General features: G+C 38.8%; 18 protein-coding genes and 1 other annotated feature. Of the genes, 16 read left to right on the forward strand and 2 right to left on the reverse strand.

What is annotated here, in order from left to right:
- Positions 1–138: 138 nt before the first annotated feature.
- The 5 genes from lon to H0Z31_07700 all read left to right on the forward strand — a co-directional run bounded on the left by lon (position 139) and on the right by H0Z31_07700 (position 5,422).
- Positions 139–2,472, forward strand: a complete 2,334-nt coding sequence (gene lon / locus H0Z31_07680) for an endopeptidase La (protein MBO8177316.1) — start codon at positions 139–141, stop codon at positions 2,470–2,472.
- Positions 2,459–3,043: a YihA family ribosome biogenesis GTP-binding protein gene (locus H0Z31_07685; GenBank protein MBO8177317.1), complete on the forward strand. Its 585-nt coding sequence runs from the start codon at positions 2,459–2,461 to the stop codon at positions 3,041–3,043. The genes lon and H0Z31_07685 overlap by 14 nt, the downstream gene beginning before the upstream one ends.
- Before the next feature lie 179 nt (positions 3,044–3,222).
- Positions 3,223–3,999: a transporter substrate-binding domain-containing protein gene (locus H0Z31_07690; protein ID MBO8177318.1), complete on the forward strand. Its 777-nt coding sequence runs from the start codon at positions 3,223–3,225 to the stop codon at positions 3,997–3,999.
- A 29-nt stretch (positions 4,000–4,028) separates the two neighbouring features.
- Positions 4,029–4,679, forward strand: coding sequence for an amino acid ABC transporter permease (locus H0Z31_07695; protein MBO8177319.1), 651 nt, complete (start codon positions 4,029–4,031; stop codon positions 4,677–4,679).
- Between the two features lie 20 nt (positions 4,680–4,699).
- A complete protein-coding gene (locus H0Z31_07700; GenBank protein ID MBO8177320.1) occupies positions 4,700–5,422 on the forward strand; it encodes an amino acid ABC transporter ATP-binding protein in 723 nt (240 codons plus the stop codon).
- Positions 5,423–5,451: 29 nt separating this feature from the next.
- On the opposite strand, the gene H0Z31_07705 is transcribed toward H0Z31_07700, so the two are convergent.
- Complete coding sequence (locus H0Z31_07705) at positions 5,452–5,937, reverse strand: hypothetical protein (protein ID MBO8177321.1); 486 nt, start codon at positions 5,935–5,937, stop codon at positions 5,452–5,454.
- Between the two features lie 221 nt (positions 5,938–6,158).
- Here H0Z31_07705 and H0Z31_07710 point away from each other — a divergent pair, with 221 nt between their 5' ends.
- The 8 genes from H0Z31_07710 to ysxE all read left to right on the forward strand — a co-directional run bounded on the left by H0Z31_07710 (position 6,159) and on the right by ysxE (position 14,850).
- Positions 6,159–7,490, forward strand: coding sequence for a glutamyl-tRNA reductase (locus tag H0Z31_07710; protein ID MBO8177322.1), 1,332 nt, complete (start codon positions 6,159–6,161; stop codon positions 7,488–7,490).
- Between the two features lie 21 nt (positions 7,491–7,511).
- A complete protein-coding gene (ccsA, locus tag H0Z31_07715; protein ID MBO8177323.1) occupies positions 7,512–8,345 on the forward strand; it encodes a cytochrome c biogenesis protein CcsA in 834 nt (277 codons plus the stop codon).
- 18 nt (positions 8,346–8,363) lie between these two features.
- Positions 8,364–9,299 carry a hydroxymethylbilane synthase gene (gene hemC / locus H0Z31_07720; protein MBO8177324.1) on the forward strand — a complete coding sequence of 312 codons (936 nt, stop codon included), beginning with the start codon at positions 8,364–8,366 and terminating at the stop codon, positions 9,297–9,299.
- Positions 9,296–10,072 carry a uroporphyrinogen-III synthase gene (locus H0Z31_07725; GenBank protein MBO8177325.1) on the forward strand — a complete coding sequence of 259 codons (777 nt, stop codon included), beginning with the start codon at positions 9,296–9,298 and terminating at the stop codon, positions 10,070–10,072. Before hemC ends, H0Z31_07725 begins: the two co-directional genes overlap by 4 nt.
- A gap of 2 nt (positions 10,073–10,074) precedes the next feature.
- The gene (hemB, locus tag H0Z31_07730; protein ID MBO8177326.1) at positions 10,075–11,052 is read left to right on the forward strand and encodes a porphobilinogen synthase; all 978 of its coding nucleotides are present in this window, start codon (positions 10,075–10,077) and stop codon (positions 11,050–11,052) included.
- A gap of 23 nt (positions 11,053–11,075) precedes the next feature.
- Complete coding sequence (hemL, locus tag H0Z31_07735; GenBank protein MBO8177327.1) at positions 11,076–12,371, forward strand: glutamate-1-semialdehyde 2,1-aminomutase; 1,296 nt, start codon at positions 11,076–11,078, stop codon at positions 12,369–12,371.
- Between the two features lie 149 nt (positions 12,372–12,520).
- The gene (spoVID, locus tag H0Z31_07740) at positions 12,521–13,699 is read left to right on the forward strand and encodes a stage VI sporulation protein D (protein ID MBO8177328.1); all 1,179 of its coding nucleotides are present in this window, start codon (positions 12,521–12,523) and stop codon (positions 13,697–13,699) included.
- A 107-nt stretch (positions 13,700–13,806) separates the two neighbouring features.
- On the forward strand, positions 13,807–14,850 hold the full coding sequence (gene ysxE, locus H0Z31_07745; protein ID MBO8177329.1) for a spore coat protein YsxE: 1,044 nt from the start codon (positions 13,807–13,809) through the stop codon (positions 14,848–14,850).
- An 8-nt stretch (positions 14,851–14,858) separates the two neighbouring features.
- Here the strand turns inward: ysxE and H0Z31_07750 are convergent, their stop codons facing one another.
- Entirely contained in the window at positions 14,859–15,047 is a 189-nt protein-coding gene (locus H0Z31_07750; GenBank protein ID MBO8177330.1) for a hypothetical protein, read from the reverse strand.
- Between the two features lie 170 nt (positions 15,048–15,217).
- Positions 15,218–15,454, forward strand: a binding site (T-box leader).
- Between the two features lie 47 nt (positions 15,455–15,501).
- Between H0Z31_07750 and H0Z31_07755 the strand changes: the two genes are divergently transcribed.
- From H0Z31_07755 to H0Z31_07765, 3 genes are all read left to right on the forward strand, one after another.
- Positions 15,502–18,147: a valine--tRNA ligase gene (locus tag H0Z31_07755; GenBank protein MBO8177331.1), complete on the forward strand. Its 2,646-nt coding sequence runs from the start codon at positions 15,502–15,504 to the stop codon at positions 18,145–18,147.
- 95 nt (positions 18,148–18,242) lie between these two features.
- On the forward strand, positions 18,243–19,550 hold the full coding sequence (locus tag H0Z31_07760) for a bifunctional folylpolyglutamate synthase/dihydrofolate synthase (GenBank protein ID MBO8177332.1): 1,308 nt from the start codon (positions 18,243–18,245) through the stop codon (positions 19,548–19,550).
- 113 nt (positions 19,551–19,663) lie between these two features.
- Positions 19,664–21,328, forward strand: coding sequence for a GGDEF domain-containing protein (locus H0Z31_07765; GenBank protein MBO8177333.1), 1,665 nt, complete (start codon positions 19,664–19,666; stop codon positions 21,326–21,328).
- Positions 21,329–21,825 lie beyond the last annotated feature (497 nt).

Raw genomic sequence — 21,825 nt, forward strand, 5'->3', positions numbered from 1 at the left:
TAGCAGGGGATTTCCGGTACACAGAATGGACAATAAATAATAAAATACGTTAGAATGAGAAGAAACTTCTAACAAAATTGGTATTCATGTCATTCAATTGTACATATGGTTGATTGTTTCATCATGGAGGTGTATACAATGAATTCAACGATAGAACGACCTATTCCCCTCCTTCCATTGCGAGGATTGCTCGTCTATCCTACGATGGTCCTGCACTTAGACGTTGGTCGTGAGCGTTCCGTTCAAGCGTTAGAGAAAGCGATGATGGATGACAACATCATTTTTTTAACCACGCAAAAGGATGTAGCTATCGACGAACCAACGGAAGATGATTTGTATCGGATGGGAACATTAACGAAAGTAAAACAAATGTTAAAGCTTCCAAACGGTACCATTCGTGTATTAGTTGAAGGAATGAAGCGAGCGGAAATTGTGGAATTTTTTGATGAAGGATCGTATTTTGCCGCCACGTTAAAAACATACGAAGATCCAGCGACAGCGGACGTCGAAGAAAAGGCGCTCATGCGGACTGTCTTAGACTATTTTGAACAATACATAAAATTGTCCAAAAAGATATCCGCTGAAACATTTGCAACTGTATCCGATATGGAAGAGCCAGGGCGTCTCGCTGATATTGTGTCATCCCACTTGCCGTTAAAGTTAAAAGAAAAACAAGAAATTTTAGAGACGATTGATATTAAAGAACGGTTAAATCGTGTGATTGAAATTATTCATAATGAAAAAGAGGTGCTCCATCTAGAAAAGAAAATCAGTCAGCGTGTCAAACGAGCGATGGAGCGAACACAAAAAGAGTATTATTTGCGTGAACAAATGAAAGCGATCCAAAAAGAGCTAGGGGAAAAAGAGGGAAAGACAGGCGAAATTGCTGAACTGACTGAAAAAATCGAGCAAGCAGGCATGCCTGAGCATGTGAAAAAAACAGCAATGAAAGAGCTGGAACGTTATGAGAAAGTACCGAGCAATTCAGCTGAAAGTGCAGTTATTCGAAATTATATCGATTGGCTTTTAGCTCTTCCTTGGTCAAAAGCAACAAAAGACGACTTAAATCTGCAAAAAGCGGAACGTATTTTAAACCGAGACCATTATGGACTTGATAAAGTAAAAGAACGAGTATTGGAATATTTAGCTGTTCAACAGTTAACAAAATCGTTAAAAGGGCCGATTTTATGCTTAGCTGGTCCACCAGGGGTCGGTAAAACGAGCTTAGCCCGTTCCATTGCAGAATCGCTTGGTCGCAAGTTTGTCCGTATTTCCCTCGGGGGCGTTCGAGATGAGTCGGAAATCCGTGGGCATCGACGTACATATGTCGGCGCGATGCCAGGACGGATCATCCAAGGAATGAAAAAAGCAGGAACGATTAATCCGGTATTTTTACTCGATGAGATAGATAAAATGTCTAGCGATTTCCGAGGAGATCCATCGGCCGCTTTATTGGAAGTATTAGATCCAGAACAAAACGCCACATTTAGTGATCATTATATTGAAGAAACGTATGATTTATCTAAAGTCATGTTTATCGCAACGGCTAACGACTTATCTACGATACCAGGGCCGTTACGAGATCGCATGGAGATTATCACTATTCCTGGTTATACCGAAATAGAAAAAATTCACATTGCGAAAAATCATTTGTTACCAAAACAAATTAAAGAACATGGTTTAACAAAAGGGCAGCTACAAGTCCGAGACGAAGCGTTAAAAAATATTGTTCGTTATTACACGCGAGAAGCTGGCGTCCGTGGACTGGAGCGGCAAATTGCTACCATTTGCCGTAAAACCGCTAAAATTATTGTTAGCGGTGAAAAAAAGCGTGTCGTGGTAACTGAAAAGCAGCTAAAGCAATTGCTAGGTAAAGAAAAATTCCGTTACGGACAAGCAGAATTGACCGATCAAGTAGGTGTGGCAACAGGATTAGCTTATACCGCGTTTGGTGGAGATACGTTACAAATTGAAGTTTCCTTGACTCCAGGGAAAGGAAAGCTCGTATTGACTGGTAAATTAGGAGACGTTATGAAAGAATCTGCACAAACGGCGTTTAGTTACGTTCGTTCGAAAGCAAAAGAATGGAACATTGAAGAAGACTTCCATGAAAAATATGATATTCATATTCACGTGCCTGAAGGAGCTGTTCCAAAAGACGGTCCTTCTGCTGGTATTACGATTGCTACCGCTCTATTTTCGGCGTTAACGAATCGACCGGTAAAGAAAGATGTCGGCATGACCGGTGAAATCACTCTTCGTGGTCGCGTATTGCCGATTGGTGGGGTTAAAGAAAAAACGTTAAGTGCGCATCGAGCCGGATTAAAGACGGTTATTTTACCTCAAGAAAACGAAAAAGATATAGATGATATTCCTTCGAGTGTACGAAAAGATCTTCACTTTGTGTTAGTTTCCCATGTCGATGAAGTGCTTCAAACAGCATTAAGGGGGGAGACTGGTGAAGGTACATGATGCTCATTTAGTTATCAGTGCTGTCAAACAAGAACAATATCCTGAAGGGAATTTGCCTGAATTTGCATTAGCAGGAAGGTCAAACGTTGGAAAGTCATCCTTCATTAATAAAATGATCAATCGAAAAAATTTAGCACGTACATCTTCTAAGCCGGGGAAAACGCAAACATTAAATTTTTATAACATCAATGACCAATTGCACTTTGTCGACGTTCCTGGATATGGGTTCGCGAAAGTATCGAAAAAAGAACGTGAAGCATGGGGAAAGATGATTGAAACGTACTTAACGACACGGGAACAATTAAGAGCGGTAATTCTTATTGTGGATTTACGTCATCCACCGACAAGCGACGATTGTATGATGTACGACTTTTTAAAGCATTACGAAATCCCAACCATTGTCATTGCGACAAAAGCGGATAAAATTCCTAAAGGCAAGTGGCAAAAACATGTAAAAATAACAAAAGAGACGCTTCATTTAGATCCAGAAGACGATTTAGTCATCTTTTCGTCTGAAACTGGACAAGGAAAAGATGAAGCTTGGAAGTGTATTCTTAAATATATGAATTAATAACAGGGCCTCGTCCCTGTTATTTTTTTTAGAAAAAAATGTTTAATTTGGTTTTAATGTGGAATGTACATAATAAGAAGGTGTGTTCAAACATAACTTTTGGGACGAATAGTCTATGAATCTAGCGCATACTTCTTATGTAAGGAAAAAAATACGAGAGGGAGGATGGTGGGTAACAAATGAAAAAATTTCAATGGTTGATAGGTTTCATTTTTGCAGGAATGCTAGTTGGTTGTAGCAATGAGGTAACGACGTCTGATGGTATGAAATTGGTTGAAGAAGGAAAGTTTACGTTTGCTGCCTCTGGAGAATATGCCCCATTTAGTACAACAAATCCAGACGGAACGATGTCGGGATTTGATATTGAAGTCGGCGAAGTTGTAGCAAAAGAATTAGGATTAGAGCCTGTTCAGAAAAAATTTAAATTTTCTTCGATTGTTGAAGGTGTGAAATCTGGACGCTTTGATGCGGCGATAGCTAGTCACACGATCACGGAAAACCGTAAAAAAAATGTGAATTTCTCTACCCCATATTATTATTCAGGACCTCAAATCTTTACCCGCCCAGATAGTAAGATTGAATCCCTTGATGATTTAACTGGAAAAGAAGTTGCTGTTTCCAAAGGGTCTACATATGCAAAACAAGCGGAGCAAGTGACGGACAATGTAATTTTATATGATAGTGATGTCACTGCCTTAGAGGCATTAAGTCAAGGAAAGCACGATGCGGTGATTACTGATTTTATTACTGGAAAAGAAGCGATTGGGAAAGGATTAACAATCGTCGGAAAAGAGATATTAGGTCGTAGTGAACAAGCAATCGCCGTGGCGAAAGACAATAAAGTACTTCTTAAAAAAATTAACAAAGCACTCGAGAAGCTACGTGAGGATGGGACATTAAAGAAGATTAGTGAAAAATATTTTGGGGAAGACATCACGACCCTATCTTCTGAATAAAACTTTTGTTTCCACCACGGGAGGCGCATATGGAATTTATTCAATTATTGCTGGAGACATCACCAATTTTCTGGAAAGGATTAAAGCTTACCTTTTATCTAACCATCGTGTCGATAGGGATCGCGATGATCATTGGTTTAATTTTTGCCTTGTTTAAAATTTCACAAATTCAGGTCTTAGAAAAACTAGCTGACGTATATATTTTTATTGTGCGTGGGACACCGCTTATTGTTCAAATTTTCATCTTTTATTTTGGGCTGACGGAATTAAACTTTTCAGCCATTTGGTCGGTAATTTTAGGCCTTGCATTCCATAATGGGGCGTATATGGCTGAAATTTACCGCGGAGCCATTCAATCGATTGACCGCGGACAAATGGAGGCGGGGCGTTCTCTAGGAATGTCCCTCTCTTTAACGATGAGACGGATCATTTTGCCACAAGCGTTTCGCCGAGCGTTACCGCCACTTGGAAACCAATTTATTATTGCTCTAAAGGATTCCTCGCTCGCCTCATTTATCGGTGTATTTGAATTATTTGGTGTAGCCACGACTTTAGGATCCAATGAATTTGATTATATGACCTATTTATTAATTGTCTCTATCTATTATTTATTGCTTGTATTTATTTTTTCTTCTATTGTGAAATTGCTTGAAAAGAGAATGGCGGTGAGTGATGCATGAATGGACAAAAGAAAATAGTGATGGTGCAAATAGATGGGCTTGATAAATCATATAATGATTTTAAAGTCCTCAATAATATTTCACTGACTGTCCATAAAAGGGAAGTGGTTTGTTTAATCGGAGCGAGCGGTTCCGGAAAAAGTACGTTGCTTAGATGCATGAACTTTTTAGAAGAAAAAGACCGCGGTGATATTTGGATTGATGGAGATAAAATTGAAAAGGATACACACAATTTAAACGATATTCGGGCACAAGTAGGGATGGTCTTTCAACATTTTCATCTCTTTCCTCATTTATCGGTGTTAGAAAATATAATAGAAGCTCCCATCCATGTATTAGGAAAAAAAAAGCAGCAAGCCGTAAAAGAGGCGGAGCAGTTATTAATGAAAGTTGGTTTAATAGATAAAAAGAACTCATATCCATCCGTTTTATCTGGGGGACAAAAACAACGTGTGGCCATTGCACGGGCGCTTGCAATGAATCCGAAAATCATGTTGTTTGATGAGCCGACCTCGGCGTTAGACCCTGAACTCGTTGGTGAAGTTTTGCAAACAATGAAGCAACTCGCCAAAGAAGGGATGACGATGATCATTGTTACCCATGAAATAGGCTTTGCACGTGAGGTAGCTGATCAAGTTGTTTATATGGACGAAGGAAAAATTGTCGAGATTGGACCACCGAGCGAAGTTTTTGAACGTCCGAAAGAGGAACGAACTCGTTTGTTTCTAGAAAAAGTACTATAAGAAAAAGATGCGCTTATATTGCGCATCTTTTATTTCTTTTTGAAGAATAGTAAGTATATACCTAATATGATGAAGAAGATAGGCCAAAGCTTCCAAACAGAGTCAAACGTCGTTCGGATCGCTCCAAGCAAACTTGTTAACTGGTCATAAAACAGGAGAAGGATGGCGACAAATAAAATGAGCACGCCATAACCAAGACCGCTTCCAGTTCGTATGGATAATAACAGTAATCCAAGGGCAATAATAAGTAAAAAAATCCCGATATGATCCGGCCAAATAGAAAATTTATGGACAACGTGAAAATGAATACCAAATCCTGTGAAGATGATCCCAGGGAGTACAAAATTGGAACTTTTAGGTGAAGTACTTTGCGCTAAAAAGGCGATTCCAACGATGATTAAAATGGTTGGCCATGACAGCCATGGTCGTGCGAAAACCCAATTCACTTGTTGAAAAAATACATAACACCCAAAACCTAAAAAAATTATTCCTAGAAATATCCGTTGATCTTTCATCATATCCTCCGTTCATTTGAACTTACTTGAATCTTCATCTATTTTTTGATACTGTACAATAGAATGGTTGTGTCGACTTTTGTTATTATTTATATGTTTTGTTTCATTTACATGTTACCATAGGATTCATGAACTGTTCACAATTTTTTCAAGGGCTTGAAGTAATGAGTGTTATAATATAACTATCTAGGGCATAAAGGAACAAAAGGGGGTTTTATGCCATGCATATTATCGTCGTAGGGTTAAACTATAAAACTGCCCCTGTTGAAATAAGAGAGCGGTTATCGTTTAATGAGGCTGATTTAGGAAAGGCGATGAGCTCGCTTCAACATAAAAAAAGTATTTTAGAAAATGTCATAGTTTCAACGTGTAACCGGACGGAAGTGTATGCTGTTGTTGATCAATTACACACAGGCCGGTATTACATTAAAGAGTTTTTAGCGGAATGGTTTCATATAGAGCAAGAAGAGTTTTCTCCGTACTTATTTATTTACGAACAAGATGGAGCGGTAGAGCATTTATTTAAAGTGACGTGCGGCTTGAACTCTATGGTATTAGGAGAAACGCAAATTTTAGGGCAAGTAAAAAAGAGTTTTCTGATCGGACAAGAAGTACAGTCGACTGGAACCATTTTTAATCAATTATTTAAGCAAGCGGTGACATTTGCTAAACGCGCTCACTCAGAAACAGAGATCGGTGCGAATGCTGTTTCCGTTAGCTATGCGGCTGTTGAATTGGCTAAGAAAATCTTTGGACATTTGAATAATAAACGAGTGCTTATTTTAGGTGCCGGAAAAATGGGTGAACTAGCGATTGAAAATTTATACGGAAACGGTGCTTCAAACGTCACAGTCATTAACCGAACATATGAAAAAGCGGAAAGTTTAGCGAAACGCTTTGATGGACAAGCGAAACCATTAAAAGAGCTACAATGTGCTTTAGTGGAAGCAGATATTTTAATAAGCTCCACAGGAGCAAAAGAGTATGTTATTACGAAAGAAATGATGGTGTACGTTGAGCGAATGAGAAAAGGACGCCCGTTATTTATGGTTGATATTGCTGTCCCAAGAGATTTAGATCCGTCAATTAGTGACCTTGAGAGCGTATTTCTTTATGATATTGACGATTTAGAAGGCATTGTAGAAGCGAACTTAGCAGAACGGAAAAAAGCAGCAGAAAAAATTATGTTAATGATTGAAAAAGAGCTTGTGGAGTTTAACGAGTGGTTGCATATGCTCGGCGTTGTTCCGGTGATATCAGCACTTCGCCAAAAAGCGTTAGCCATTCAACAAGCGACGATGGAGAGCATCGAACGAAAAATTCCTTCGTTAACAGAGCGCGAAAAGAAAGTATTAAATAAACATACGAAAAGCATTATTAATCAATTGTTAAAAGACCCTATTTTGCAAGTGAAAGAATTTGCCGCACATCCTGATGCAGAAGTAAAGTTGGAAATTTTTAAACAAATTTTTAATATCGAAGCAGAAGTCGAAAAGATCGAGCAAAAATCGACAAGTGAAGCAAAAGAAATGAATGTTCAACCGTCCTTTTAATAGTAAAGGAGATTTATCTATATGTTTGAAGTAAGCATTGCTAAGCTTCACGGAATAATGATTTTTATTTACGCTGTTAGTATTTTACTTTATTTTTTTGATTTCCTTCAGCAAAACCGGAAGGCGAATCGCATCGCCTTCTGGTCATTAACGATTGTTTGGATATTACAAACAATCTTTTTATTTCTTTATATTCTTGAAACAAAAAGATTTCCCATCCTCACGTTATCGGAGGGGCTTTATTTTTATGCATGGGTTTTAGTCACATTATCGATTATTATTAATCGCCTGTTGCAAATGGATTTTACCGTGTTTTTTACGAATTTACTAGGATTTTCTATCATGGTGATTCATACATTTGCTCCATTGACCATTCAATCTGAAGCAATGGCTGAACAACTTGTGTCCGAGTTATTGTTTATTCATATAACGATGGCGATTTTATCATATGGGGCTTTTTCTTTATCGTTTGTATTTTCGCTTTTATATTTAATTCAATACAAATTGTTGAAAGAGAAAAAATGGGGACAGCGGCTATGGCGAATTGGAGATTTGTCACAGCTAGAAAAAATGTCATATGTTTTAAACGCAATTGGTGTGCCAATGCTTCTATTAAGCCTCATATTGGGGTTAGAATGGGCATCTTTAAATCTCACTTCGTTTCGATGGTATGACCCCAAAATTATCGGTTCGTTCGTTTTATTATTTCTTTATAGTATGTTTTTATATCTCCGCATCCGAAAAGAGATGTACGGAAAGTCCTTAGCTTTTTGGAACGTTGCCGCTTTTTTAATTGTACTAATCAATTTCTTTTTAACGAGCAGTTTGTCATCATTCCATTTTTGGTATATGTAGAGGTTATAGGAGGCGCTTATGAGAAAAATTGTTGTTGGGTCAAGAAGGAGTAAATTAGCGTTAACGCAAACGAAATGGGTGATTGATCAATTAAAACAACTTGGGGTTCCGTTTGAGTTTGAAATAAAAGAAATTGTGACAAAAGGGGACCGCATTTTAGATATCACCTTATCAAAAGTAGGCGGAAAAGGTCTTTTTGTTAAAGAAATTGAACAAGCGATGCTCAATAAAGAAATCGATATGGCAGTACATAGTATGAAAGATATGCCAGCTGTTCTGCCAGACGGTTTAATGATTGGTTGTGTCCCAAAACGAGAAGATCCACGCGATGTTCTTATTTCTAAAAGAAATGTTCCACTTCGTGATCTTTCAAAAGGTGCGGTGATTGGTACGAGCAGCTTACGTCGAAGCGCACAACTCCTGTCATTTCGTCCGGACTTAAACATTAAATGGATTCGAGGGAATATTGACACTCGACTAGCCAAACTAGAAACGGAAGAATACGATGGGATCATTTTAGCAGCTGCGGGCTTATCTCGAATGGGCTGGTCCGATGAGGTCATAACGGAGTACTTACATGAAGATATTTGCTTACCAGCTGTTGGACAAGGAGCTCTCGCGATTGAATGTCGTGAAGATGATGAAGAGCTTCTTCGTGAACTACAACGCTTAAACTGTCGTTATACAGCTTCTACTGTGATGGCCGAACGTACTTTTCTTCATCGCTTAGAAGGTGGATGTCAAGTACCGATTGCCGGTTATGCCACGATGAATAAAGGAAATGACATCATCTTAACGGGAATGGTCGGAACCCCGGATGGCCGAACCATTCTAAAAGACCAAGCGATTGGGAAAGACCCAGTAGCAGTCGGAGAAGCGTTAGCAAAAAAATTAATGGACCTCGGTGCAAAGAAAATGATTGACGCAGTGAAGGAGGACCTTGAACGGTCATGAAAAGTACTCCCTCTCTACAAGGGAAAACGGTTGTAATTACTAGGGCAAAAAAACAATCAAAAGAAATGAAACAGCTCATTGAACAACATGGTGGCACGGCCATTGAAATGCCTATGATTGATTTTCGTTTACGTAAGGAAGGGTACGAAATTTCCTCCCTTTTCGACTATGATTGGATTTTTTTTACAAGTGTCAATAGTGTCCGTTTTTTTTGGGAGCTTCTTCAACAACATGAGATTCCGATTTCTTCCTTACGATGTCGATTTGGGGCCGTGGGGGAAAAAACAAAACGGGCTTTAGAAAAAAAAGGAGTTTCAGTTGATTTTTTTCCAACGAAATTTACAGGTGAAGAGTTCGGAACCCAATTCGTACACTCTGCTTTTACTGGAAAACGAATCTTAATTCCAAAAGGACAATTAGCGAGTGATGTGTTAGCGGCAACCTTACGAAAATTTGACTATCATGTAGATGAGTGGATTATTTATGAAACATTTTTACCAACTGAAAGCAATCATTTGATGGATCCGTCTGTGTTGAAGGATGTAGATGTCATCACTTTTACGAGCCCATCAACTGTCCGGCATTTTTTTCAGCTGTTAGAGCAGCAACATCTACTTCACTTCGTCAAGAAATGGTTGATTGCTTGTATCGGCCCAGTAACGGCTTCCGAAGTAAAAAACCACGGCTATGACGTACATATTTGTCCAGAAACGTATACTGTTCCAGATTTAATCAAAAGTATTAACGAATGGTATAAGATGAGGAGGAATTAGTAATGGAGATTCAATTTGATCGTCACCGTCGATTACGGCAGTCTGACGCAATGCGTGCATTAGTACGTGAAACCTACTTACGTGTGGAAGATCTCATTTATCCTATTTTTGTTGTTGAAGGGAAAAAGAAAAAGAATCCGGTTGCCTCTATGCCAGGGGTTTACCAACTTTCGCTTGATTATTTACGAGAAGAGATGGATGAAGTTGTCTCATTAGGTATCCAGTCAGTTATCGTATTTGGAGTTCCATTAGAAAAAGACGAATATGGAAAACAGGCATACCACGACCATGGTATTGTGCAGGAAGCGATTCGCTTTATTAAAAAAGAATATCCACAAATTGTCGTTGTAGCCGATACATGTCTTTGCCAATATACGAGCCATGGCCATTGTGGAATTGTCGAGAATGGAAAAGTTTTAAATGATCCAACATTAAATCTTCTTGCCCAAACAGCTGTTAGTCAAGCGAAGGCGGGTGCTGATATTATTGCACCATCGAATATGATGGACGGGTTTGTGGCCGCCATTCGCAAAGGATTAGATGAAGCCGGATTTGAACATGTCCCGATTATGTCGTATGCGGTTAAATACGCTTCGAGCTTTTACGGACCGTTCCGTGATGCAGCACACAGTTCACCACAATTTGGTGATCGCAAAACGTATCAAATGGATCCAGCAAACCGTCGAGAAGCTCTACGTGAAGCTCGTTCTGACGTAAAAGAAGGGGCGGACTTTTTAATGGTAAAACCAGCGCTTTCGTATTTAGATATTATTCGTGATTTGAAAAACGAATTTGATTTACCAATCGTTGCTTATAACGTGAGTGGTGAATATTCGATGATTAAGGCAGCTGCACAAAACGGTTGGATTGACGAAAAAGCGGTTGTTTTAGAAATGTTAACAAGTATGAAACGAGCAGGAACGGATTTAATTATTACGTATTTCGCAAAAGATGTCGCTCGTTGGTTAAAAGAACAATAATCATTCAAGGAGGTTCTCCGTTCATGGCCCGATACGAACATTCAAAAGCAGCTTATCAAGAAGCCGTACGCTTAATGCCAGGTGGGGTGAATAGTCCAGTACGTGCCTTTAAATCGGTCAAGATGGATCCGATTTTTATGGCTGAAGGAAAAGGTTCCAAAATCTACGATATTGATGGAAATGAATACATTGACTACGTATTATCATGGGGTCCACTTATTTTAGGGCATGCGAACGATGAAGTAGTAGCTGCTATTAAAAAAGTAGCGGAAAAAGGAACAAGCTTTGGTGCACCTACGTTAATTGAAAATGAATTGGCGAAATTAGTGATTGAACGCGTACCATCAATTGAAATTGTCCGTATGGTATCTTCAGGTACGGAAGCTACGATGAGTGCGTTACGATTAGCACGTGGATATACGGGACGTAACAAAATTATTAAATTCGAAGGGTGCTATCATGGGCATGGCGACTCGTTGTTAATAAAAGCAGGTTCTGGAGTAGCGACGCTCGGTTTACCAGATAGTCCAGGCGTACCTGAAGGAGTCGCGATGAATACCATTACGGTGCCGTATAATGATTTAGAAAGCGTCCAATATGCGTTTGAACAATATGGTGACGACATTGCCGGTGTCATTGTTGAGCCGGTTGCAGGAAATATGGGAGTTGTCCCTCCGTTACCAGGATTCCTTGAAGGATTACGAGAAATCACCAATGAATACGGAGCCTTGTTAATTTTTGACGAAGTCATGACGGGATTCCGAGTCGGCTATAATTGTGCACAAGGATATTTCGGTATCACCCCTGATATCACTTGCCTAGGAAAAGTCATTGGCGGAGGTTTACCAGTTGGTGCTTACGGCGGTAAAGCAGAAATTATGGAAAAAATCGCCCCAAGCGGACCAATATATCAGGCTGGAACGTTATCTGGAAACCCGCTAGCGATGACTGCTGGCTATGAAACGTTACGCCAACTAACTCCGAAAACTTATAAAGAATTTGAACGAAAAGCGGATAAGTTAGAGGAAGGATTAAAGAAGGCAGCAGAAACGTATGGCATTCCACATACGATTAATCGCGCTGGTTCAATGATTGGATTCTTCTTTACCAATGAAGAAGTCATTAATTACGAAACAGCGAAATCATCTGACTTAAACATGTTTGCAACCTACTATCAATACATGGCAGAAGAAGGGATTTTTCTTCCTCCATCCCAATTTGAAGGATTGTTCCTATCAACAGCTCATACCGATGAAGACATTGAAAAAACGATTCGTGCTGCGGAAAAAGCCTTCCAAAAAATTCGCGGTTTAGATTGATCATGCTGAAATCGTACTCGATTTCAGCTTTTTTTTATGGCCGAATTCCTGAACTATCAAACATCCGTTCTTGATTCATAAATTATTCAATGGATTCATAAATTTAATAACGACAGAGTAATTTTTTGAGGATGAGAGGAGGAATTTCGTTGACACATGAACATGGCTTGCGATTTTCCATTGAAGAATCCGTTTGGTTTCAAAACGGACAGGAAGTCGCCGAGTTAATGACGATATCGTTAGATCCCAATATAACGATTAAAGAAGATGAGCAATTTGTATATGTAAAAGGAGTATTAGAACTATCTGGTGAATATATCGCCTGTGAAGAGAAGATTGATGAGGAAGAGTCCAAATCCTATCCGTCCTACAAATTTGTTCGTCATGTTGAGCAAAAGGAAGATGGAGTTCATCTCTTTTCCCATTCCTTACCGATTGATATCACCATTCCTACCTCAAGAATTGGGCAAATTGAAGACGTTGACGTCATTATTGATACGTTTGATTATGTCCTTCCAGAGAAAGCATGCTTACAATTAACAGCTAATGTCACGATAACGGGGATTCAAGAAGAAAGCACTTCCCAAAACGTCGAATATGAATTGGCGTATCGTTCAAGCGCACTAGATGTAAGTGAAAGTACGACTGAGGAAGTAGAAGGGAAGGATCAAGATTACGACGACACACTTTTTGATACGTTCGAAGGAGAAGCAAAAAAACAGCCTGAACATTCATATGGTGAACATCCATTCTCTATTCCGATTCAATATAATGATACCTATCCGTCCTTAACACCATTAGATGGAGAGGAAGAAAAACGTCAAGAAAGTGAGCAGGCACGATATCATCATGCTTTCGATGAACCGTACCCATTAGAATCATCTAGTTCAAAAACGTTAAGTTTCGACGAATCTAGTAACGCCCCACCTTCTGAATCTTACGCAGAGCAGGTACATGATTATTCGTATGACCAACCACATGTAAATGATTCACAAGAAGATGAATTGTTAACAGAGTATGAGTCTTTCTCGGAAGATGAGTCATCATCATCCGAATCTTTTGAGGAAGAGCCAGTACAACAAAAGAAAAAGAAAAAAAAGAAAAGCGATGGCATTTCGTTAACTGAGTTTTTTGCTAGAAAAGAAGAGGAAACATCGGCTCGGTTAAAGGTTTGTATTGTTCAAGGAGGAGAAACAATTGAGGAGTTAGCTGAACGCTACCAAATTAGCGTGCAACAGCTTTTGCGAGTAAACCATTTAGAGTCAACACAAGGTGTTTATGAAGGGCAAGTACTGTATATACCGACTTCGGTAACCATAAATAAATAAGCTTAACTTTAAATGTCTATGAGAACAGTTTGAGCTAGTAAGCTAGCTCTACTGTTTTCTTTTTCTCATATCTTTGATTGACTTTACAACTTAGTGAGGGATTTCGTATGGGAGGGAATCAAGAACAAGTTAAAGAAATCTTAGCATCTTATCGTATCGAACCGAACTTTATTGAATCGTATGGGAAAGTATTTAAAATCTACTCTATGAAAGGGACGTTTGCGTTAAAACGAATGAAGGCAAAACATGGAATGGATTTTATTCGGCATGTACAAACGTTATATCAAATGGGGTTTAATCGAATCGTCCCAATCTATCCAACGGTTGATGGAAGGTATGCAGTATTAAAAGATCAACATTTATATTATTTAATGCCTTGGTTACCGAATGATGTGAAAGAAGACCGGACAGAACGTTTCCGGGAAATGTTTCGTCAATTGGCTCGCATGCATCTAATTTCGTCAAAGGAAATCACGTTAAAAGAAAATGAACGTCAAGCCCATTATGAAAAAATGACGGAAACGTGGAAAAAAGAACAAGAAGCATTACAAGAAATGATTGAACGGTGTGAAAGTAAAACGTACATGTCTCCGTTCGAACTTTATTTCTGTATGTATTATCACGAAATCACGTTAGCGTATCAATACGCCATTAGAAAATTAGAAGAGTGGTACGAAGAAACGAAAGAAGAAAAGAAAACGCGGGTTGTCATTACGCACGGAAAAGTATCACCAGAGCATTTTTTATTTGACGAAAATGGTTATGGTTTTTTTACAAACTACGAGCGGGCGAAAATGACAACGCCAATTCATGATTTACTGCCATTTATAGCACGGTTGCTCAAAACATATCCCAAACAGCATGAAGAATGCATCGATTGGATATACACGTATTGGCACCACTTTCCATTCAAAAAAGATGAATTTCTGCTATTTCAAAGTTATTTAGCCCATCCTGGACATATGTATCGTCTTTCTCAAGACTATTTTAATCGTCCGAAAAAACAGAGCGAATTACGTTCGGTCGCTAAATTACAACAATCTTACTGGTTATTAAAGAATACAGAATATGTGTCTATACGAATGGATGAAATTGAAAAATCAAAGGTTGAGCAACAAAAAGAAGCCCAAACCACTTCGCAAAGTGAGTAAGGGCTTTTTTAAATCCATTCATAATGAAAAGCAATAGCTAAAAGGATTAACAAGGCTAGCAAAAACACATCAAATGAAGTTGGGAAGAATAGCGTCCGAATACCTTGGAACACAACAAGAGGATAAATAAATTGCTGCATGACATTCCGTACATTTTTTAACCAAGGAGGCCATTTATAAGGGTTATATCTGCGCATCAAGCTTCCTCCTTCTTTTAACAAATATATACTATATATGTATGACTACCTATTTAAAATCGTGTGAAAAAAATAAGGAACACAAAAAAGGCTTGTATATATTTAATTTTTTCGGAAATAATTATTGACGAAAGTCAACTGTTTTCGATACGATAAAATCAAAGCATACATAAACAGCAACGATTGGGAAGAGTACAATAGGTAAGGCTTTCAGAGAGGGAAATCAGTAGCTGAGAGATTTCCTAAGCTAAACTATTGGAAGGTCGCCCATGAGCTGCTTCTGTGAACGACGAACAACGTTTAGTAATGGAAGCCGGTGAGTAGCCGTTATGTAATGAAGTGCCAAGCAAGACTAGGTTTGCTTGGAAAAAAGGTGGTACCGCGAAGCTTCTCCTTTCGTCCTTTTGACGTAAGGAGTTTTTTTATTTTCATAGAAAGTTAAAGGAGGAGTTTGATGGAAACGAAAGAAATTTCGATGCCTACGAAATACGATCCGAAGTCCATTGAAAAGGGTCGTTATGAATGGTGGTTAAACGGCAAATTTTTTGAAGCAAAAGATGATCCGGATAAAGAACCGTATACAATTGTTATTCCACCACCGAACGTAACTGGAAAACTTCATTTAGGTCATGCGTGGGATACGACGTTACAAGATATTATTACTCGCATGAAACGTATGCAAGGATACGATGTGCTCTGGCTTCCAGGAATGGACCATGCAGGAATTGCTACTCAAGCGAAAGTAGAAGAAAAATTGCGTAACGAAGGAAAATCTCGTTACGATTTAGGACGGGAGAAGTTTGTTGAAGAAACGTGGAAATGGAAAGAAGAGTACGCTGACCATATTCGTAAGCAATGGGCCAAACTTGGACTAGGCCTCGATTACTCTCGTGAACGTTTCACGTTAGATGAAGGACTTTCAAAAGCGGTTCGGGAAGTGTTCGTTTCACTTTATAAAAAAGGATTAATTTATCGTGGAGAATACATTATTAACTGGGACCCAGTAACGAAAACCGCTTTATCCGACATTGAAGTTATTTACAAGGACGTACAAGGTTCCCTTTATCATATGAAATATCCGTTAGCTGACGGTTCAGGTTATATTGAAGTGGCAACTACTCGTCCAGAAACGATGCTCGGAGACACAGCTGTCGCTGTTCATCCTGAAGACGAGCGTTATAAACATTTAATTGGCAAAACGGTCATTTTACCAATTGTTGGTCGTGAAATCCCGATTATTGCTGACGAATACGTCGATATGGAATTCGGTTCTGGTGCAGTAAAAATTACACCAGCCCATGACCCGAACGACTTTGAAATTGGTAACCGTCACAATTTACCTCGTATTTTAGTGATGAACGAAGATGGTACGATGAATGACGAAGCGGGGCCATATAAGGGACTTGACCGTTTTGAGTGCCGCAAACAAATTGTAAAAGATCTTCAAGAGCAAGGAGTACTCTTTAAAATCGAAGAACATTTACATTCAGTCGGACACTCTGAACGAAGCGGTGCGGTCGTCGAACCTTACCTATCTACTCAATGGTTCGTAAAGATGAAGCCGTTAGCCGAAGCGGCAATTGAACTTCAAAAAACGGAAAACAAAGTACAGTTCGTTCCAGAACGCTTTGAGAAAACATATTTACATTGGTTAGAAGATATTCGAGACTGGTGTATTTCACGACAATTATGGTGGGGGCATCGTATCCCGGCTTGGTATCACAAAGAAACGGGTGAAGTATATGTCGATCATGAACCACCAAAAGACATCGAAAATTGGGAACAAGACCCAGACGTTCTTGATACGTGGTTTAGTTCTGCCCTTTGGCCATTCTCGACCATGGGTTGGCCGGATGAATCTGCTGACGATTATCAACGGTATTATCCAACGAATTGTTTAGTCACAGGGTATGACATTATTTTCTTCTGGGTATCACGGATGATTTTCCAAGGAATTGAATTTACGGGTCAACGTCCATTTAAAGACGTACTAATCCATGGACTTGTCCGCGATGCGCAAGGACGAAAAATGAGCAAGTCATTAGGTAACGGTGTCGACCCAATGGATGTTATTGATCAATACGGTGCGGACTCGTTACGTTACTTCTTAGCAACAGGTAGCTCGCCTGGTCAAGACTTACGTTTCAGCATGGAAAAAGTGGAAGCGATATGGAACTTTGCAAATAAAATTTGGAATGCGTCTAGATTTGCACTTATGAATATGGGTGGCTTGACGTACGATGAAATTGATTTAACCGGTAAAAAATCCGTTGCAGATGAATGGATTTTAACCCGCCTAAATGAAACGATTGAAACGGTAACAAAGCTAGCAGAAAAATACGAGTTCGGTGAGGTAGGCCGTGCCCTATACAACTTCATTTGGGACGATTTATGTGACTGGTACATTGAGATGGCGAAACTTCCTCTTTACGGAGATGATGAGGAAGCGAAAAAGACTACACGTTCTGTCTTAGCCTTTGTCCTAGATCATACGATGCGACTGCTTCATCCATTTATGCCATTTATTACAGAAGAAATTTGGCAAAACTTACCTCATCAAGGAGAGTCCATTACCGTTGCGCCATGGCCTAAGGTCGATCCAAGCCTTACAAACGTAGATGCAGCAAACGAAATGAAATTATTAGTGGATATTATTCGCTCGGTCCGTAACATTCGTGCAGAAGTAAATACGCCGATGAGCAAACCAATTCAACTGATGATTAAGGCGAAAGATGAACACGTATTACGTCAGCTTGAGAAAAATAAAGCGTATATTGAGCGATTCTGTAATCCGAGTGATTTAACAATCGCTACTACCCTTGAAGCACCTGATAAAGCGATGACGGCTGTTGTGTCTGGCGCTGAATTGTTCTTACCACTCGAAGGGCTTATAAACATCGAAGAAGAAATTGCTCGTCTAGAAAAAGAACTTGAAAAATGGAACAAAGAAGTTGAACGAGTTCAAAAGAAATTAGCAAATGAAAACTTCTTGAAAAAAGCACCGGAAAAAATTGTAGCCGAAGAGCGAGCAAAAGAAAAAGATTACTTAGAAAAGAAAGCAGCAGTTGAAGCTCGTATTAAAGAACTAAAAGGAGAATAAATCAGAGAAGAAAACGAATCGGTTTCCCGGTTCGTTTTCTTCTAGATTGTTATAAAATAGGAAATAGAACAATCGACCGTTTGGAGGTATGCTTAATGGTACATACTTACGAAGAAGCTCGACAATGGGTTCATAGTCGCTTAACATTAGGAATAAAACCAGGGTTAGAACGAATGCATTGGTTAATGGAACGGTTAGGTCATCCCGAGCGGTTGTTAAAAGTAATCCACGTTGGAGGAACCAATGGTAAAGGCTCAACGGTGACTTATATTCGCTCGATTTTAGAAGAAGCGGACTATCAAGTTGGAACATTTACTTCCCCTTATGTGGAACGGTTTAATGAACGCATTAGCATTAATGGAGAGCCGATTTCTGATAAGGAACTTATTCAACTTGTAAATGTGCTAATTCCGTTAGTCGAACAACTCGAACAAAGCGAATTAGGGGGACCTTCCGAATTTGAAGTGATTACGGCGATGGCCCTTTATTATTTTGCTAAAGTTCGACCAGTAGATATTGTTGTGATGGAAGTTGGTCTTGGCGGGCGACTTGATTCAACGAATGTTGTCCATCCAATTGTTACAGTAATCACAACTATAGGAATGGATCATGTTCAATTACTTGGCGACACCGTCGAACAAATAGCGGCTGAAAAAGCAGGAATTATAAAAAGCGGAGTGCCAGTTGTTACAGCTGTAAACCAACTGGAAGCGCTTCACATCATTCGTGAAACGGCTAAGTCTCGGAAAGCTTCCATTTATGAATTAGGAAAACAGTTTCAAATCACGAAATCGAGCTCTGAATGGGATGGAGAACATTTTACGTTTGAATCGCTCTTCAAGACATTTCCATCCGTTGAACTCCGCATGCTAGGAAAACACCAACAACAAAATGCCGCTGTTGCCTTAATGACAGCATTGCTTTTACGTACGTACTATTCCTTTTTAATTGAAGAGGAACATTTTTATAACGGCCTAAAAAAGGCATTTTGGCCAGGTCGATTTGAAGTTATTCAACAAGAGCCTGCGATTATTTTAGATGGGGCTCACAATCCGGAAGGGATGAAAGCATTAAAAGAAACGGTGAACCAACGTTATAAAGGGAAAAATGTCACTGTTTTATGTGCGATATTGGAAGATAAAAAAATGTCGGACATGGTGAAGGAGTTAGATGAGTTCGCGACTGAACTTGTTTTTACGACGTTTGAATTGCGAAAGGTATGTGACCCTACTCGTTTACAAGAGGTATCTAAATGTGTAAATAAAAGAGTGGAATTGGATTGGAAAGAGTATGTTTCTAATAAAATATCTCAAATGACGTCAGATGATGTCCTAATCATTACCGGTTCCCTTTATTTCATCTCCCAATTAAAACCATATTTGTTACAGAGGGTAAAGATGTAAGATGACAAACATCTTTACCTTTGATAAAATATTCTAAAAAATGTGATGATAATTGGGGGAAGGGAGGGGATACGTTGGGCGTTAAACCGAAAGTTGCCAGCATTTTTTTGGTCATGTGGGTCATCCTGGTACCAGTAGGGATGTATATTACGTTTTTGTTATTCCCCCCGACGATTCATAACTGGTTAGATGCTGTATCGCTCTTTTTACTTTCAGCTACAGCAGCTATTTTTCCGATTATTATTAACGGAACCCCGATATTTCTTGCTCAATGGGTGACGTTGGCAGCTTTTTTGTCATACGGACTATTTTTTGAAATGGTGATGATGCAATTAACGGTGTTGTTGTTAATGTTCCGCTTACGAGTTGGAATAAATGAATTACACCGATACGCGATCAATTCCATTATGTTTTTCTTTTCTTCTCTATTAAGCGGTCTTCTCTTTTATGCGCTTGGTGGAGCAGAAGAATCGATATCGATAACGAAGCTATTTCTGTTAATCGTCTGTTATGGATTATCTTACTTTTTATTAAATCATTCCTTCTTAACGTTATTTTTTAGAGCTTTAGGGATTAAAAGAAGTTTAATAAGTGAAGATGTCCTTTGGGAAGCGTTAATTGTCACCATTATTGTCCCATTAGGTATGTCCCTTTATTATTTGTTTGAATCCATGGGATGGATAGCGACGTTACTTTTAGGTATTCCGATGTTAAGTGCTTCCTTAGTCCTAAAACTCTACAATTCAAGTGAAAAATTAAATGCATCATTGCAACAAGTAGTTGATATTGGGCATCAGTTAACTGAAAAATTGTTTGTTAACGAAGTTCTTGACATTTTTATTCAAAAAATTTCGCAAACTCTCCCTGTTGAATATGCATATATATTAGATGTAAATCAAAACGAACTTGTGGTGATTCGCCGCGTTGAAAAAGGTGAATTAAAGTCAAACGATATCCCTCCGATAAAACAAAATGAAGGTATTGTTGGACAAGTTTGGGCGACAAAAAAAGCGGTTAATTATTCTACACGTTTAGAATGGAAAGAGGTCGTTCAAGGATACATGCCTGAACATGTGGAAAGTGTGTTATCCGTTCCTATTATGCGAGCCAATAAAGTCGTTGGCGTCTTGCTTCTAGCCTCAACGAAAAAGCGAGCTTACAGTAAGTACCATCTTATGATTGCTGACATCTTGTGTTCTTATTTGGCGGTTGCCATTGAAAATGCTCGACATTATGAACATACAAAACGCGATAGTGAAATTTGTCCATTAACGAAAGCATATAACTATCGTTATCTTGAACGTCTACTAAATGATGAGTTTACGAAACTGAAATATCGGAAACGTTCTTCGTTGTCGTTAATCATTTTGGATATCGATCATTTTAAAGCTGTCAATGATACATATGGTCATGAAGCTGGAAATGAAATATTATGTACTTTAGCTGAACGACTCAAAAACCTCATCGGTGATGAAGGAGTAGTCGTTCGGTATGGTGGTGAAGAATTTATCATCTATTTACCGGAAAAAGAAAAAGAAGAAGCGCTCTCTTTGGCTGAAAAGGTTCGGGAACATATCGCGAATTCCCCATTTGTCATCTATAACAATTTATCGAAAGAACGAAATCGAGTCATTATACGAATAACTGCAAGCATTGGTTTGGCCACTGCACCAGATGATGCAAGCGATTATTTAACATTAATTCGTCACGCCGACCGTGCAATGTACATTGGAGCTAAAAAAGCCGGTCGAAACAAAGTCGCTACTTATGTGAAATAACAATGGTAGGACACAATTCACCTTCGTGTGAATTGTGTTTTTTAATTAGGTTTTGTTAAACATTAGTGTGGAAATTTGACCAAAAGAAAAGGACCAATTTTTCTTAGTCCTTTTGAATGTCTTGTTAAACTAACGCTCTCCAAAGTTGTTTAAAAATCAAGAAAGAATATTTCTATTACTTACTTTAGGAACAGGATAAACGTTGAAGTAGCTAAACCAACATAAATCCAGATTGAATTATCTTTTATGCATGTAACATACTTTTTCATTATCAAGCTCCCCCATTACCATTATATATTACAGACTCGATTATATCGGTCCATCCCTAATATAATTCCACTAAAATACTCTGGTAGTTAAAGAAGAAAAATTATTTTATCGTTTTCAGAGAATTTTATTTCAATTTAATGTTAACAATACAGTATGAGTAAAATTATTGTGGGCAAAATTTAACCCCCTCATTTGTTGAGGGAACGTTAGAACGCTCAACAAATGAG

The organism is Bacillus sp. (in: firmicutes), from assembly GCA_017656295.1.
Taxonomy (GTDB): domain Bacteria; phylum Bacillota; class Bacilli; order Bacillales; family JACDOC01; genus JACDOC01.

Bases quoted from the DNA above. Each gene is read 5' to 3' on its own strand.
- H0Z31_07705 (MBO8177321.1), bottom strand. From the start codon at position 5,937: ATGAAAGATCAACGGATATTTCTAGGAATAATTTTTTTAGGTTTTGGG.
- ccsA (MBO8177323.1), top strand. From the start codon at position 7,512: ATGTTTGAAGTAAGCATTGCTAAGCTTCACGGAATAATGATTTTTATT.
- H0Z31_07695 (MBO8177319.1), top strand. From the start codon at position 4,029: ATGGAATTTATTCAATTATTGCTGGAGACATCACCAATTTTCTGGAAA.
- ysxE (MBO8177329.1), top strand. From the start codon at position 13,807: ATGGGAGGGAATCAAGAACAAGTTAAAGAAATCTTAGCATCTTATCGT.
- lon (MBO8177316.1), top strand. From the start codon at position 139: ATGAATTCAACGATAGAACGACCTATTCCCCTCCTTCCATTGCGAGGA.
- H0Z31_07725 (MBO8177325.1), top strand. From the start codon at position 9,296: ATGAAAAGTACTCCCTCTCTACAAGGGAAAACGGTTGTAATTACTAGG.
- H0Z31_07755 (MBO8177331.1), top strand. From the start codon at position 15,502: ATGGAAACGAAAGAAATTTCGATGCCTACGAAATACGATCCGAAGTCC.
- hemL (MBO8177327.1), top strand. From the start codon at position 11,076: ATGGCCCGATACGAACATTCAAAAGCAGCTTATCAAGAAGCCGTACGC.
- H0Z31_07765 (MBO8177333.1), top strand. From the start codon at position 19,664: ATGTGGGTCATCCTGGTACCAGTAGGGATGTATATTACGTTTTTGTTA.
- H0Z31_07750 (MBO8177330.1), bottom strand. From the start codon at position 15,047: ATGCGCAGATATAACCCTTATAAATGGCCTCCTTGGTTAAAAAATGTA.
- hemB (MBO8177326.1), top strand. From the start codon at position 10,075: ATGGAGATTCAATTTGATCGTCACCGTCGATTACGGCAGTCTGACGCA.
- hemC (MBO8177324.1), top strand. From the start codon at position 8,364: ATGAGAAAAATTGTTGTTGGGTCAAGAAGGAGTAAATTAGCGTTAACG.
- H0Z31_07760 (MBO8177332.1), top strand. From the start codon at position 18,243: ATGGTACATACTTACGAAGAAGCTCGACAATGGGTTCATAGTCGCTTA.
- H0Z31_07700 (MBO8177320.1), top strand. From the start codon at position 4,700: ATGGTGCAAATAGATGGGCTTGATAAATCATATAATGATTTTAAAGTC.
- H0Z31_07710 (MBO8177322.1), top strand. From the start codon at position 6,159: ATGCATATTATCGTCGTAGGGTTAAACTATAAAACTGCCCCTGTTGAA.
- H0Z31_07690 (MBO8177318.1), top strand. From the start codon at position 3,223: ATGAAAAAATTTCAATGGTTGATAGGTTTCATTTTTGCAGGAATGCTA.